The following is a 14872-nucleotide window of genomic DNA, read 5'->3' as shown; positions in this document are numbered from 1 at the left end:
CGACGAACACGAAGGTTGGGCCAGTGGCAAACATCAAGTCACAGAAGAAGCGGAACAAGACCAACGAGAAGGCGCGCCAGCGCAACAAGGCCGTGAAGTCCGCTCTGCGTACTCATGTGCGCAACTTCCGTGAGGCTGCTGCGGCGGGCGACAAGGACAAGGCCACTGACCTGGCCAAGGTTGCCAACCGCGCCCTCGACAAGGCCGCCTCGAAGGGTGTCATCCACACCAATCAGGCCGCCAACCGCAAGTCGGCCATCTCCGTCAAGGTCGAGTCACTCTGACTTTTCGCCCCACGGCGTAGTTCTTTTCCAACGCCCCGATCCCACTGGGTGGTCGGGGCGTTGTCCTGCGTCCACAAACAGGTCATCGCCCGGACCGGGCCGACATCGGCCCCGGGCATGAAAGGCTGCCCGCATGCGCACGCACCCGACCGGGTCCACCAGCGGACCTGATCCCGTCACCGCCGACGGGGGCATTGTGAGACTCGGTGCCACACCCGGCGAATATCTCTCGGCCTTCCTTCCATCCTTCCTGGGGCTGTGCCTGGCGTGGCTGTTGATCGCCGTGGGTGGCCTGTCGCGTCCCGTGCGACCCGTGACCATTGTCGGGCTCGTGCTTGCTGCCATCTGCGTGGTCCTGGCACTGCTCGAGGTCCGCGACCTCCCCCGCCGCACCATTCGCTGGAACCGCGGCGGGATCACCCTGCAGGCACGCAGGCTGCCCACGTTGGCCCTGCCCTGGTCGGAACTGGGCGTGGTTCGCACGGTGGTGCAGCCCGACCGACTGTGGTGGGTGTTGCCCCGCACCCGCGTGTGGCTGGAATGCCAACCCCTCGACCAGCCCGCCGGATTCGACACGCGGCACCCGGAGCTGGCCGACTACGAATCCCCCGCGGCCGACGAGGGCTACCGCGCGGTACGCCTGATGGTGGGCCTGGGCAACCGGAGGGCACGCCGCGTTGACATGGCACTCCGCAGGGCAAATCCCACCTACCGCGGACTACGGCACCTGCCGCCGGCCCGCAGGTCGCGTCCGGGGGCCGGCACCCGCCAGCGGGGTGCACGCTTGCACCCGTGATCGCGACGGCGCATCAACGACGCCGCACACCGGCACTGCGACGATGTCCCGACGCATCGTCGCGCCGGGCATGGTCCAGCGCGAGGATCAGCTGCTCAAGGGCGAATCCCGCGTCGGTTGCGGCGCCCTTCACGGCGGCATCGGCGCGGGACAGGGCGATGAGCCCCCGGGCCACTGCCGTCTCGCTCCACAGCCGGGACTGGCGCGCCAGTGTCTTCACCTTCCAGGGGGGGACGCCGACGATGCGCGACATCTCGATGTCGGACATCCGCTCTGCCCGCACGTCGAGATAGCGCCCCAGGGAACGCAGGCCGTTGGCCAGCGCGCTGGTGACGAGCACCGGTGCCACGCCCAGGTCCAGTGCCCAGCGCAGGCGCTCCAGGGCCTGGCCGGTCTGGCCCGCCAGGACTGCATCGCTGACTGCGAAGCTGGTGACCTCGGCACGTCCCTGGAAATAGCGTGAGATCATCTCGGAGGACAATCTCTCCCCCGCCCAATCGCTGGCCAGCTGGCTGACCGCCCCGGCAAGTGCCCGCAGGTCGTTGCCGACGGCATCGACCAGGGTCTGGGCCGCGTCGGATTCCATGCCCACCCGGGCGGCGCGCGCCTCCGCCTGCACGAACTTCGGCAGTTCCCACGCCTTGGGGGCGACCACTTCGACCACACCGGCCTTCGCCTTGCGCAACTTGTCGACCAGTCCGCGGCCCTTGTTCCCTCCCGGGTGCACCACGATGACGCCGACCTCCGGGCTGGGGGCCCCCGCGAATGCGACGAGGGCGTCGACCGACTCGGGTACCATCGACTCGGCCCCCGTGATGATCACCAGGCTGTGATCGGCGAACAGCGAGCCACCACTCGCCTCGACGAAGTCGGCCGGGCTCATGTCACCACCCACGAGTTCGACCAATTGCAGGCCGGGCTCCTCCGCCATGGCGCGCTTGCGCAATGCAGCCACCGCCCGTTCCGACAACAGCTGTTCGGAACCATGGACCAGGGTCACCGACCCGAACACTGGCTTGCTGCTGGTTTTTGCGCTCACCCCTTCATCGTGCCATCGAGCACCCCCAACATCGAACCACCGCCCGACCGGTCGCTCACCGCTGGCTGACCACCTGCAGGGATCGGTCACTGTGACGGGCCACCGCCAGCGCCCCCTGCTCATCAGTGCGCATGATGGTCATCTGCTGGCGCATGAGGAGCTCCAGGGTTGCGGCCGCGGGGTGGCCGTAGCCGTTCTTCTTGCCGACGCTGACCAGCGCCACCCTGGCCCCGGTGGCCGCCAGGAAGTCCTCGCTCTGGCGCGCCGAACCATGGTGGGGCACCTTGACGATGTCGGCGCGGAGCAACTGCGGGGGAACCTCCCGCAGGGCGTTGCGCTGGCCGTCCGGCTCGAGGTCGCCGGTGACCAGCACATTGAGGTCCCCGTTGCCCGCGAGCCCGAGGATGCTTGCGTCATTCTCGGCCGATTCCGAACCCGCCCCCGGCGACGTCGGCTGCCCGGGGACATCCCCGGAACCGGCCTGCAGGGTCCGCCAGTGCCCCTCACCGATGGCCCATTCCTGCCCCGGTGACGCCGTGGCGATCTCCACCCCGGCGCGCTCCAGCTGGCTGCGCACCCGGGCCGCCCCCGAGGCGGGGGATGCCAGTGGGCTGACCAGCGCCTGACCCACCCGCGCGGAACCGAGCACTCCCGCGGTGCCATCGATGTGATCGGCATGGAAATGCGTGAGCACCAGGAGCGGCACCGTGTCGACGCCGGCAGTGGTCAGGCAGGCGGCCATCGCGTCCGGCTCCGGTCCGGTGTCCACGACAATCGCCGCCCGTGGCCCGGTGCGGATGAGTGTGGCATCGCCCTGGCCCACATCGCAGCTGACGACCTGCCAGTCGCGCGGCCACCCGGGCAGGGGCGGTCGCCACAGGCAGGCGATCACCATGACGCCGGCCAACGCGAGGCAACCCAGACGGCGTCCGACCAGGCGCCCCAGGATGAGCGCGATCATCAGGCAGAAGATGATCAACAAGGTGATGGAGCCGGGCGACACGGGCCACGTCATGGTGGCCATCGGCGCCGATGCCGCCAGATGGGCAATGAGAATGATCGGTTGGACGCAACACCCGGCGAGCCAACCCATCACCTGCGCCAGCGGGCCGAGCACCGGCGAGATCAGGGCCGCCACGAGCCCCAGGACCGTCACGGGACCGACGAAGGGTGCCGCGGCCATGTTGGCGCCCAGCCCCACCACCGAGATCTCGCCGGACAGGATCGTGATGAGGGGCTGCGTGGCCAGTTGCGCGGCGGCCGGAACGCACAGCGATTCGGCGAGCCATCCGGGAGCCCAACGCCGCATCCTTGCCTGCCAGGGCCCGGCCCACCACAGGATCCCGGCCGTGGCCGTCGCCGACAGGGCGAAGCCCCAGCTGCGCGCCAACCACGGGTCGACGAGTACGACAAGCCAGACCGCCACCGACAACTGTCGCAGGCCCGCAACTCCGGTTCCGCGTCGTCCGGTTGCGGCCAACGCCACCAGGCCCATGGCTGCGGCCCGGACGACGCTGGCCTCGGCCCGACAGATCACCACGAAGAATGCCACCACCACGACCCCGAGTCCGCGCAGCCACCAGCCGCGTACTCCCGCCGTGCGTGCCACGGCCATGAAGAAGACCAGCATGAGCGTCAGGTTCGTGCCCGAGACGGCGGTGAGATGGGTGAGGCTTGAGGCCTTGAAGTCGTCGACCAGGTCGGCGGGAAGGCCGGCGGTGTCACCCACCACCAGGGACGGCACGAGGCCGGCCTGTTCCCGGCTGTTCCACCCCATGGCGTCACGCAATCCGCTCCGCATCCGGTTGATGGTGGAGTCCATCGGGCCGGGCGGGGCGATCACCTGCGGGGATGCCGACAGGGCGACGCGGGCGCACAATCCCTGCGAGGCCTGACGCGGCTGGTCGGCACGTCCACCCAGGCGCACTGCCTGGCCCACCTGCAGGCCGGCGATGGCGTCGCCCGGGTCCCCATGGCCGCTCAGTTCCACGCGACATCCCACGTTCCACCCGACGCCGGCGATATCGACCCGGCTCACGTCGATGCGCACCACATGGGACGCGGACCCGAATCGGGAGGGCAGCTCACGTGGATCACTGCGCACCTGGCCCTGGATGGCGACGACGCTGCGGTCACGTCCGGCCTGGGCAAGGGGCCCCTGCGAGGCGGCCTGCAGATGTGCCGTCGTACAGGCCAGGGCTGACAGCGCGACCAATCCGCACGCTGCGACCCGCCAACGCCGCATCGCCAGCAACACCCCGAATGCCACCACGACGCCGACCGCCATGATCGTGGTCGCCATCGCACTGTCAGCGAGCACGATCCATGCCGTGGCCCAGGCGACGAGGGCTGGCGCGACCAGCCGCAGGTCGATCACCCGCAGGTGGGCCCGGCTGGGTTCGTCGCCGTCAGGGATGCCTCGCCTCCCCCGCCGGTGGTTCGCCCGCCGGCGGATGGATTGCGCCGAGCGTCCGGCAGATGGATTGCGGCGCTGATCAGCCCACCGTGACACTGTCCTTCATCCGTTCATAGGACTTGGCCCCGATGCCGTCGACCTCCCGCAGCTGGTCCACCCGGGTGAACTTCCCGTGCTGGGTGCGCCAGGCGATGATCTTCTCGGCGGTGACCGGTCCGACCCCGGGCAGCTGATCGAGCGCCGCGGCGTTCGCCGTGTTGATGTTCACCGTCCCCGGGCGCGACCCGCCCGCCCCACCACCGGCCCCGGCGGCCGGGCCGGAGTCGGTTCCAGCCCCGTCGGGGTTCTTCAGCTCGCCACGGGGTGAGCCCTTCGTGCCGATGATGAGTTGGCATCCGTCGCACACTGGTGCCGCCATGTTGAGTTCGCCCGCGTCGGCGTCCCCGCGCAGTCCCCCGGCGGCCGCGATGGCGTCGGCGACGCGGGCCTGGGCCGGCAGGGATTGCACGGCGGGATTCTGCACGGCCCCGGTCACGTGGACGCGCAGCTGCGGCGTGGGCGTGGGGGTCACCGACGGCGACGATGGCGACATCGACCCCGCCACCGGCACCGCCGTGGCAGCGGGGACCCGGGTGCTGCGTGCCTTGAGGAGCTGACCGCCGGCGAGCACCATGAAGACCACGCAGACCACGGCGATGACCCCGAAATGGGCACGCCCGAACGAACCCAGTCGAGTGACCATGGTGGACCAGCGTCCACCTGGTGCGGGGGCGAACTCCTCGTAGGGTTCACCTGTCCGGTCCACTGCCCGGTCGGGGTCCGGGTCCGGTTCGACCGGTCCCCCGGAGGTCCCGCCCCAGTCGTCGCGCCACCCGGCATCGCGGCCCACCGTCAGCTGGGGCAGCTCGTCAGCCAGGTCGTGGGCCTGCGGTTGTCCCTCCCCCGCCTCCTCGGCACCGGGAATGGGCGGGCCGATACGCTGGCCCGCCATCACCTCGCGAAGGCGATGGGCCAGTGCTTCGGAATCCGGGATCCGACCACGTGGGGAGAGCTGCACGCACCCACTGTGTGCGCGCCGCGGGCGATCAACCCATCAACCCATGGCTGGGGACGGCCAACCCGCCGGGCGACGGCCCTGTGGATGGGCGCCCGGCGGCTCAGGGGCCGATGGCGGTTCAGACCTCGTCGACGACTTCCACGCGCGGGTAGGTGGGATGCCACATGTGATCGGAGATGGCCTGCACGAGGTCGTCGGGAATCACTTCCGCCAAGCCCTCGGTGATGGCCCGCTGCGCGACGTCGAAGCCGACCTTGGCCGACACCGAGCGCAACTCACTGACCGGTGGCAACAGCGAGGCGCCCGAGTAGCGGCTCAGTCCGGCGCGGGCAACGGCCTTCGCAGCGGCCAGGATCATGCCATCCGAAACCTTGGTGGCCCGCACCGCGATGACGCCGAGCCCGATGCCCGGGAAGACCAGCGCATTGTTGGCCTGGGCGATCGTATGGGTGGTTCCGCCGTAGGTGACGGGATCGAAGGGCGATCCGGTGGCGATCAGGGCCCGCCCGTCGGTCCACTTGAGCAGGTCAGCGGGCAAGGCCTCGATCTTCGAGGTGGGATTGGACAGCGGCATGATGATGGGGCGTTCCTGCTGGGCGGCCATGGCCCGCACGACGTCCTCACTGAAGGCGCCCGGCTGGGCGGAGGAGCCAATGAGCATGGTGGGCTTCACCCGCTTGACCACCTCGGCCAGGTCGTGGCGACGCCAACCGGCCACATCCGATTCGGCGCGGGCATAGGGATGCTGGAAATCGCGCATCTTCATGCCCTCGACGATCAGCCCGTGGCTGCCGATCGCCCAGAAGTGCTTGCGCGCCTCCTGCTCGTCGATGCCGTAGTCGACCATCATCTGCACCAGCAGGTCAGAGATTCCCACTCCTGCCGTGCCAGCACCGAAGATGACGATGCGTTGATCGGTCAACGGGATCTCGGAGCGACGCACGGCAGACAGGGCGGCGGCCGCCACGACGGCAGCGGTGCCCTGGATGTCGTCGTTGAAGGTGCACAGCTCATCGCGATAGCGCGCCAGGATGCGGTGGGCATTGGCGGCTGCGAAATCCTCCCAGTGCACCATGGCATGGGGGAACAGCCGATGGGCGGTCCGGGTGAACTGGTCGACGAATTCGTCATAGCGCTCTCCGCGTACCCGCGAATGGCGCACCCCCAGATAGCCGTCATCGTTGAGCAACTGGAGGTTGTTCGTACCGGTGTCGAGCACGACGGGCATCACGCGGTTGGGATGGATCCCGGCGGCAGCGGTGTACACCGCGAGCTTGCCGACGGTGATGGACACGCCACCCACTCCCTGGTCGCCGATCCCCAGGATGCCCTCGGAGTCGGTCACGACGATGAGGTCGACATCGTCCGAGGCCAGGTTGTAGGCGCGCAGCGATTTCTCGATCTCATCGGGGTGGTCGATGTCGATGAACACTCCGCTGGGCCGGTGGAACCAGTTGCTGAATTCCTCGATGGCCCGCCCGATGGTCGGCGTATAGATGATCGGCAGCATCTCTTCGATGTGCTCGGACACCAGCCTGTAGAACAGCACCTCGTTGCGGTCCTTGAGCGCTGTCAGGAAGACATAGCGGGCCATCGGATTCGGCTCTGTCTTGTACTGGCGGTAGATGCGCTTCACCTGGTCGTAGACGTTGGTGACGCCGGGGGGCAGCAACCCGATCAGGCCGAGTTCCTCACGCTCCGAACGGGTGAACGCCGTGCCGAAGTTGATCATCGGATGGGCAAGCACCTCACGGCCACGCGCGGCGATGCGCACGACCTCCTCGCCATCTTCGCGGACATATTCGAAATCCTGAGACACGCAGTCCCCTTCCGGCGTCATTGCCATGCCATGCGATGGTTGGGGCATCAACATGGCGCCCTGACTACCCATTATGCCAAGCTGAAATGTCTCCCCGGGTCATAGGTCGCCCGACCCCGCAGCAGGGTGGCCGCGACACTGGTGCGGTAGTTGCGTTCCTTGAACGGCGTGTTGTGGGCGATGGACGCCAGTCGCGCCGGATCAACCCGCCACGGGTGGTCGGGGTCGACCAGGCAGATGTTGGCGAATCGGCCGACCTCCAGGTGCCCGCCGTGTTCGGCCTCGATGCCCAGCAACCGGGCGGGGGCCTGACTCATGCGGTCGGACAGCTGGCGCCAGGTCATCCTCCCGCTCTGCACGAACAGGTCGGCCACCACGGCCAGGGCGGTTTCCAGCCCCAGCATGCCGTTGGCGGCCTGATCCCAACCGCAGGCCTTGGCGGCGTCGGGATGGGGGGCATGGTCGGTGCCGACCATATCGAGCGTGCCGTCCAGGAAGGCGTCCCGCACGGCCTGGACATCCGCGGGCCCACGCAGCGGGGGGTTCACCTTGAAGTCGGGATCCTGGCTGGCCACCTCGTCGGTGGTGAGCGCCAGATGGTGGGGTGTCGCCTCGGCGGTGATGTCGATGTCCTGGTGCTTGGCCCAGCGCACCACCTCGACGCCGGCGGCAGTCGACACATGGCAGACGTGGAGCCTGGCCCCCAGGTAGCCGGCCATGAGCGCATCGCGCGCGATGATCACCGACTCGGCCATGCCCGGCCAGCCCGGCTTGCCCAGCTCAGCTGCCAGGGGGCCGTCATCAAGTTGTGCGCCGACCGTCAGCAACGGGTCCTGGGCGTGCTGGGCGACGAACCCGCCCAGCCGGCTGGTGCGTTCCAGCGCGCCACGCATCAGGTCCGACCGCGACACGCAGTGCCCGTCGTCACTGAACATGCGCACTGCTGCCCCGCTGGCGGCCATCCCCTCGAGGTCGGCGAGCTCCTGTCCCGCCTGTCCCGTGGTGACCGCTCCGATGGGGTAGAGGTCGCAGATGCCAACCTGCCGTGCCGTATCGAGCTCGTATTCGACCACTTCGGCGGAGTCGGCCACCGGATCGGTGTTGGGCATGGCGAATACGGCCCCGTAGCCACCCCGCACCGCCGCCTGCAGTCCGGTGGCGATGGTCTCGGCGTTTCCCTGACCGGGATCACGCAGGTGCGTGTGGGGGTCGACCAGCGCCGGCAGGGCAATGAGGCCCGAGCAATCCACCGTCGGCACCTGCGAGGATGCTTCGGCCGGATCGGCCAGCCGCTCGCCGCGCACGAACAGGTCGCCAAGGCCCTCGCCGAGCAGGTCAACGTTGTGGAGCAGCAGCTCACTCACTGGTTCTTCCTCCATCCACCCGGGCACGCCATGGGGCGCCGACGCGCCCGGACGCGCTACTTGCCGGGAACCAGACTCACCATACGGGGCAGTTTCGTGATCGTCTTGACCACCGGACGTCCGTTCAGCGCGCGCTGCACATTGGAGTCGGCCATGGCGGCCTCAATGGCCTGCTGCTCGGTGATCTGGGGCGACACGGACAGCTTGGCACGCACCTTGCCCTGCACCTGCACCACCATCGTGACCTCCTCGGCCGCGAGCAGTGCCGGATCGGCGGTGGGCCAGCTGCTGTCGGCGATCGACGGGGCATGTCCCAGCACCTCCCACATCTCCTCGGAGACATAGGGGGCGAACAGGCTCAGCGCCTGGGCGATGAACTCGACGGCCTCCCTGACCGCCGGATCGTCGCTCCCGGCATTCGAGTTGGGGGCATTGTGCCCGTCAACGGTCTTGCGGGTGGCATTCACCAGTTCCATGATGCGGGCGATGGCCACATTGAACCGGCCGGCGGCCAGCAGGTCGGTGATCTCCGAGATCGCCTTGTGGGTCGCGCGACGCAGGGGGCGGTCGCCACTGGCCGGATCGGCGCCGAGCGGCGAGGTGACCTCGCCGGCGAGCCGGTGGGCACGCTGCAGGAACCGCAGTGAGCTCTTGGGCGACAGATCGGCCCAGTCGATGTCCTCGTCGGGCGGACCGGCGAAGACGACCGTCAGGCGCACCGCATCGACCCCGTACTTGTCGAGCTGCTCACCCAGGTTGACGCCATTGCCGAGCGACTTGCTCATGGCCTTGCCCTGGTTGATCACCTGGCCCTGGTTGAGCAGCCGGGTGAAGGGTTCGACGAAGTCGATCATGCCCAGGTCCTTCAGCACCTTGGTGAAGAAGCGGGCATAGAGCAGGTGCATGGTGGCGTGCTCCGCGCCGCCGATGTACTGGTCCACGGGAGCCCAACGAGCCACGTCCTCGGCGCGGAAGGGGCCCTGGTCATCATGGGGCGAGCAATAGCGGAAGAAATACCACGACGAGTCGACGAAGGTGTCCATGGTGTCGGTGTCCCGCTCGGCGGGCTTGCCACACACCGGGCAGGTGACGGACTTCCACTGCGTGGCGGCGGCCAGTGGGGAGATGCCCTTGGGAGCCAGTGCCTCACCGCGCAGGTCCGGCAGCTTCACCGGCAGCTGGTCGTCCGGTACCGGCACGTCACCGCAGTTGGGGCAGTGGATGATCGGAATCGGGCAGCCCCAGAAGCGCTGGCGCGACAGCAGCCAGTCGCGCAGGCGGTAGGTGACCGTCTGCTCCCCCGTGCCCTGCGCCTGCAACTGCTCGACAATGGTCTTCTTGCCGGATTCCTTGTCCTTCAGCCCGTCGAGGGGCCCGGAGTTCATATAGGCACCATCGCCGGCGGTGGCCACGCCGGTCTGTGCCGGATCGCCCTCGCCGGTGTCAATCACCTGACGCACCGGCAGCCCGTACTTCAGGGCGAAGTCGAGGTCGCGCTGGTCATGTGCCGGCACTGCCATGACCGCGCCGGAGCCGTACTCCGACAGCACATAGTCCGCGGCCCACACCGGGATCTTCTCGCCGTTGACCGGGTTGGTGGCCTCCACGCCCAGCGGGACCCCGGTCTTCACGTGCTCAGTTGACTGGCGTTCGATCTCGGTGGAGTGGTTGGTCTTCTCGCGATACGCCTCAAAGGCCGCCCGGTGCTCGTCGGTGACCACCTCATCGGCCAGCGCCGCATCGGGTGCCACGACCATGAAGGTGGCGCCGTAGAGCGTGTCGGGTCGGGTGGTGAACACGGTGACGGGCTCATCGCGGCCGTCGATGTGGAACTTCACCCAGGCGCCCTCGGAGCGTCCGATCCAATTGCGCTGCATCGCCAGCACGCGCTCGGGCCACTTGCCCTCGAGCTGGGCCATGTCGTCCAGCAGGCGCTGTGCGTATTCGGTGATGCGGAAGTACCACTGCTTGAGCTCGCGCTTGGTCACCAGGGTGCCGCAACGCTCGCAGCGGCCCTCCTTGACCTGCTCGTTGGCCAGCACGGTCTGGTCCTTGGGGCACCAGTTGACGTAGCCGTCCTTCTGGTAGGCGAGTCCCTTCTTGAAGAACTGGATGAACAGCCACTGCGTCCAGTGGTAGTACTCCTCGTCGCTGGTGTGCAGCTCGCGACTCCAGTCAAGGCTCAGCCCATAGCGCTGGAAGGACTTCTTCTGGGTCGCGATGTTCTCGTAGGTCCAGCGCGCGGGATGCTCGTTGTTCTTGATGGCGGCATTCTCCGCGGGCAGCCCGAAGGAGTCCCAGCCGATCGGGTGCATCACATTGAAGCCCTGCATGCGCCAGCTGCGGGCGAGCACATCACCCATTGCGTAGGCCTCGGCGTGACCCATGTGCAGGTCGCCCGAGGGATAGGGGAACATGTCCAGCACATAGCGCCGCTGGCGCTTGTCATCCGGCGCGTCGGAGGCCTTGAAGGTCTCGTGCTCAGCCCAGTACTTCTGCCACTTGGCCTCGGCCGCGGGAGCGTCATATCCGGAACGCTCTTCAGAAACGGTTGCGGCGTCGTGCTTCGGCTCGCCCTGGCTCACTTGCTGTGCCTCCTGTGCTGCTGCTGTTCAGCGATCAAGCAGTTCCCGACACACAAAACCCCGATGCCTCGTCAGGGCAATGCCCTCAGGCAGCACCGGGGAAGCCCGCGGCGCCGGCTCCGCCCGTGACCCCCGGGGGCCGTGGTGCACAGGTCTTCATCACCTGCGTGCCGGGCGGAATCGGCAGCGTGGTCGGCCGGGAAAACGGCTCAATCACATGTGGCCCCCAGCTTATAGGACACCCGTCGAACCCCCCTGCGCGACGATGGCGATGGACGCGGTGGCGGCGCATGCCCGGCGGCGGGACGGTGAGCGCTCATGAGGCCTGCGGATCAGCGATCACCGGAGGGGCTGGTTGGCGCAGCCGGCGGTGTCGGTCGCGCCGATCGCGCCCCATGCGCTTCCACATGCTGGGAGGTACGGCGAGGTCATGCACCTCCCGCAGCACCGCCAGCATCGAATAGTCCGGATCGACCTGTTCGCAGCGCACCAGGCATTCGGTGAAGACGGCACCGCCCCCACCCAGCCAGGCCGCCACTGCGGTCAGGCACAGCACCGGCGCCGCGGCGGACGGTGGGGTGAGTGCCACCACCGCCAACCAGAGCTGTTGATGGCGCCAGGCCCCCACGCTGTCCATGGCCAGCCATGCACGGTCACGCAGCTCCAGGCACTGCACCAGGGCACCCAACTGCGTCAGTTCGTCGCGCGACAGGTCCTCGGCGTGGTCGACGCTTCGTGTCAGGCAATCGTCCAGGAATTCCTCCCGTTGACCCGGCGACCAGGCCGAGGCCTGCTGGCGGGCGGTCCGCCACGCGTCGGCGATCGCGCGATCATCGGCTCCGGGCCCCGCCACCAGGGCGGATACCTGGTCGCGGCCGCCCAGGACCTGCAGGCCCGCGCTGACCGCTGCGGTCGCCGCCACCGAGGCGCGTGGATCGAAGCGATGGCCCGGCGACCACTCGACCCGTTCCCCGGCGCTGCGCACCCAAAAGCGTCGATCGCTCACCACCAGGGAAATGTCGATCTGCTGGGCGCCCAGGGCGATCTCGACGCAGGCCACGGCCTCGTCGGTGCTGCGCGCAGGTCCGTAGCCGACGACCATGAGCATGGCGTCGCCGACCCGGGTGCTCAGCATGTCGGCCAGGTCGGCGAGTACATCGGCCTGTCCCACCTGGTCGGTGGTGAGCGCGCAGCCGAGTTCGACGCGTCCGTGGCGCTGGGCGAGGATCACCACGTTGTCATGCGGGTGGTAGCCCAACCAGTAGGGAATCAGCGCGACCAGCTCGTCGGGCGTGGTGATGTGCAGGTGAACTTCATGATCATTCATGCCTGCTGTATGTGCCGCGCGACCATCGCCGGGCAGCGTCTCGGCCATCTGTGGATGATCCGATGCGCACCGCCCACAGATCCCGTGTGGTCTGGCATCCCGTGTGGTCTGGCATCCCGTGTCGCCTGACATCGGGGACCGGGGTGTGTGCCGGCATCCGGGGACCGGCCCGGCCGCAGGCGTCCCCCCGGCACGCTGGCATAGTCTGAGGCCACCATGAGCGAACCTCCGACACACGATCCCCGCGGCGACCACGAGCAGGACACCGGACCGGACGCGCCGCCCGTGCAGGGCCCGCCCCAGGGCATTGATCCCTACGGAGATCAGCCCGATGTGCCCGACATGGCCACTCCCCCGTCCCCGTGGCAGGCACCACCACCCGCCGCGACGCCGCCTTCCCGCACGGATACCCCGGCCCCGGAGACCCCGCCCCCGGCCATCAACCGCTTCCAGGTGCGCTCGGCACGCGGCCCGGTGGTCCTGGTGGTCGTGGTCGCACTCATCATCGTGGCGGTGTTGGTGACCCTCGCGGTGCGCTCACCCAAGCAGGGCGCGCAGGCGGCATCTCCCTCGCCCTCCGCAGCGTCCAGCGCCCGGCCTGCGACCAGTCCGGCGACGCCGCCGACCGCGCTGCCGGACTCCAACACCATCCCGGTGGACTACGAAGGCTTCAAGGGCCAGTGGACCATCACGAAGTCAACCTGGGATTCCACCGGCCTGAACCTCGAGGTGGAGGTCAAGGGCACCAGCGGGTCCCTGGGCTTCAGCTTCTTCGCCCTCGACACCGATGGCGGATCGAACCAGTACAAGGCCTCCGGTGCGTTGGCCACCGGAACGGTGACGGCCGGCGGAACGACCACCGGGCGGGTGCACTTCAACAAATCGCACCAGACCACCCTGGTGATCCTGGCCAACTCATACGGCCGTCAGATCACCGCGTTGACCGTGGATGCATGAGCCGCGGGGGCACCTGGTGGACGCCCCGGTTTGGCAAGCCGTGCGTCTCGCGGTAATCTATCCGGGTCGCTGCGAAGCAGAAGGGCAGCGGCCCAACAGTTTGGGGCTATGGCGCAGTTGGTAGCGCGCTTCCATGGCATGGAAGAGGTCAGGGGTTCGAATCCCCTTAGCTCCACAAGTAGGACGCAGTGCTCAGGCCCCCGCTTCGTTCGGGGGTCTTTTGCCGTCCCCATGTTTTTTCGCCCCCACGTCCTGCCGTCCCCCACGTCTTATTGTCCCGCGCGGCAGGGAGGGTTCCACCATCAGCCCTCCACCAGTTGCTGGATGCCCTGCCGATAGCTCGTCACGGGGAAGTCCGGGAACCGTGACATGAACTTCGATGAGTCGAAGATGTTGTCCTGTCGGTAGCGCGGCAGCAACTCCTCCACCTCGCGGACGGTCGGATTGAGCAATCCCCCGATGCGGAACGCCAACGTCGGCACCGTGGTGTAGCCGATCCTGCGCCCCACCGCCGCCGAGGCGACCGCGATCATTCCGCGATAGGTCAACCGATCCGGATCACAGGGCAGGTGCCAGGTCTGCGCATAGGCGTCGGGTGTGTTGCCGAGCAGTGCCATGGCCCTGCTGGCGTCCGGGGTCCAGATCAGGGTGCGGCGGGTGTGCGCGCTCACGGGAACCATGGGCCGCCTGCCCTTCGCGATCCGCCCGAAGACCATCGAATTGGTGAGGCTCTGCGTGCGGCCGGGGCCATAGAACTCCGGGGCGCGACAGATGAGGGCCTCGAGGTTGCCGGCGCCCATCTGGTCAAGCAGCATCGTCGTGATGTGGGCCCGCACGCGGGCCTTGGGCCCCACCGGCTCGAAGGGTGTCTGTTCGGTCTGGGGAGCCGCGGTACGGGGGTACATATAGGTGTTGTCGAAGAACACCAACCGGCAATGATGTTGCCGACAGGCGGCGATGACATTTCCCATCATCACGGGAAACTGCTCCTGCCACATCGCAGAATCCATCGGCAGTCCGACGGTGAGGTAGACGACGTCGCTGCCGGCCACGGCGTCCGCGGTGGCCCGGGTGTCCCGCAGGTCGGCGGACACGAGCTCGTCGGTCTCGTGCACGGCGCGGGGATGGCGACTGACCAGCCGGATGTCGTGGGTGACATTGCGGTGAAGCTCACGGGTGAGTTCTTCGGCGATCTGGCCATTGGCGCCCAGCGCTGTCTGCATGCGTC

Annotated in this window: 11 protein-coding genes and 1 tRNA gene; 4 read left to right on the top strand and 8 right to left on the bottom strand. The window is 68.3% G+C overall.

All coding sequences use genetic code 11. The features are described from left to right. Positions 1 to 23 precede the first annotated feature (23 nt). Both rpsT and RM25_RS04055 read left to right on the top strand, forming a co-directional pair. Entirely contained in the window at positions 24 to 284 is a 261-nt protein-coding gene (gene rpsT, locus RM25_RS04060; RefSeq protein ID WP_013160776.1) for a 30S ribosomal protein S20, read from the top strand. Between the two features lie 133 nt (positions 285 to 417). After that, positions 418 to 1080: a hypothetical protein gene (locus RM25_RS04055; RefSeq protein WP_013160775.1), complete on the top strand. Its 663-nt coding sequence runs from the start codon at positions 418 to 420 to the stop codon at positions 1078 to 1080. A 13-nt stretch (positions 1081 to 1093) separates the two neighbouring features. Here the strand turns inward: RM25_RS04055 and holA are convergent, their stop codons facing one another. The 7 genes from holA to RM25_RS04020 all read right to left on the bottom strand — a co-directional run bounded on the left by holA (position 1094) and on the right by RM25_RS04020 (position 12687). Continuing rightward, positions 1094 to 2119 (bottom strand): DNA polymerase III subunit delta, encoded by a 1026-nt coding sequence (gene holA / locus RM25_RS04050; protein WP_013160774.1) that lies wholly within the window; start codon positions 2117 to 2119, stop codon positions 1094 to 1096. A 55-nt stretch (positions 2120 to 2174) separates the two neighbouring features. Next, the gene (locus RM25_RS04045) at positions 2175 to 4496 is read right to left on the bottom strand and encodes a ComEC/Rec2 family competence protein (protein WP_013160773.1); all 2322 of its coding nucleotides are present in this window, start codon (positions 4494 to 4496) and stop codon (positions 2175 to 2177) included. 118 nt (positions 4497 to 4614) lie between these two features. After that, positions 4615 to 5592: a ComEA family DNA-binding protein gene (locus tag RM25_RS11815; protein ID WP_060759121.1), complete on the bottom strand. Its 978-nt coding sequence runs from the start codon at positions 5590 to 5592 to the stop codon at positions 4615 to 4617. A 118-nt stretch (positions 5593 to 5710) separates the two neighbouring features. Further along, positions 5711 to 7411, bottom strand: coding sequence for an NAD-dependent malic enzyme (locus RM25_RS04035; RefSeq protein WP_036939399.1), 1701 nt, complete (start codon positions 7409 to 7411; stop codon positions 5711 to 5713). 71 nt (positions 7412 to 7482) lie between these two features. Next, positions 7483 to 8775 (bottom strand): dihydroorotase, encoded by a 1293-nt coding sequence (locus tag RM25_RS04030; protein ID WP_013160770.1) that lies wholly within the window; start codon positions 8773 to 8775, stop codon positions 7483 to 7485. A 56-nt stretch (positions 8776 to 8831) separates the two neighbouring features. Then, positions 8832 to 11360, bottom strand: coding sequence for a leucine--tRNA ligase (gene leuS, locus RM25_RS04025; RefSeq protein ID WP_013160769.1), 2529 nt, complete (start codon positions 11358 to 11360; stop codon positions 8832 to 8834). 316 nt (positions 11361 to 11676) lie between these two features. Continuing rightward, complete coding sequence (locus RM25_RS04020) at positions 11677 to 12687, bottom strand: DUF4192 domain-containing protein (protein ID WP_013160768.1); 1011 nt, start codon at positions 12685 to 12687, stop codon at positions 11677 to 11679. Between the two features lie 216 nt (positions 12688 to 12903). On the opposite strand from RM25_RS04020, the gene RM25_RS04015 reads away from it, so the two are divergent. Next, on the top strand, positions 12904 to 13644 hold the full coding sequence (locus tag RM25_RS04015; protein ID WP_044636087.1) for a hypothetical protein: 741 nt from the start codon (positions 12904 to 12906) through the stop codon (positions 13642 to 13644). Positions 13645 to 13746: 102 nt separating this feature from the next. After that, a tRNA-Ala gene (locus RM25_RS04010) sits at positions 13747 to 13819 on the top strand. Between the two features lie 127 nt (positions 13820 to 13946). Here RM25_RS04010 and RM25_RS04005 read toward each other — a convergent pair. Then, positions 13947 to 14867 carry an NAD-dependent epimerase/dehydratase family protein gene (locus RM25_RS04005; RefSeq protein ID WP_036939409.1) on the bottom strand — a complete coding sequence of 307 codons (921 nt, stop codon included), beginning with the start codon at positions 14865 to 14867 and terminating at the stop codon, positions 13947 to 13949. Positions 14868 to 14872 lie beyond the last annotated feature (5 nt).

This window comes from Propionibacterium freudenreichii subsp. freudenreichii (assembly GCF_000940845.1).
Taxonomy (GTDB): Bacteria; Actinomycetota; Actinomycetes; order Propionibacteriales; family Propionibacteriaceae; genus Propionibacterium; species Propionibacterium freudenreichii.
The sequence above is the reverse complement of the archived record's forward strand: the minus strand, read 5'-3'. Positions and strand labels throughout refer to the sequence as shown.

Coding starts and splice junctions, on each gene's coding strand:
- RM25_RS04055 (WP_013160775.1), top strand. CDS start 418: ATGCGCACGCACCCGACCGGGTCCACCAGCGGACCTGATCCCGTCACC.
- RM25_RS04020 (WP_013160768.1), bottom strand. CDS start 12,687: ATGAATGATCATGAAGTTCACCTGCACATCACCACGCCCGACGAGCTG.
- RM25_RS04015 (WP_044636087.1), top strand. CDS start 12,904: ATGAGCGAACCTCCGACACACGATCCCCGCGGCGACCACGAGCAGGAC.
- RM25_RS04005 (WP_036939409.1), bottom strand. CDS start 14,867: ATGCAGACAGCGCTGGGCGCCAATGGCCAGATCGCCGAAGAACTCACC.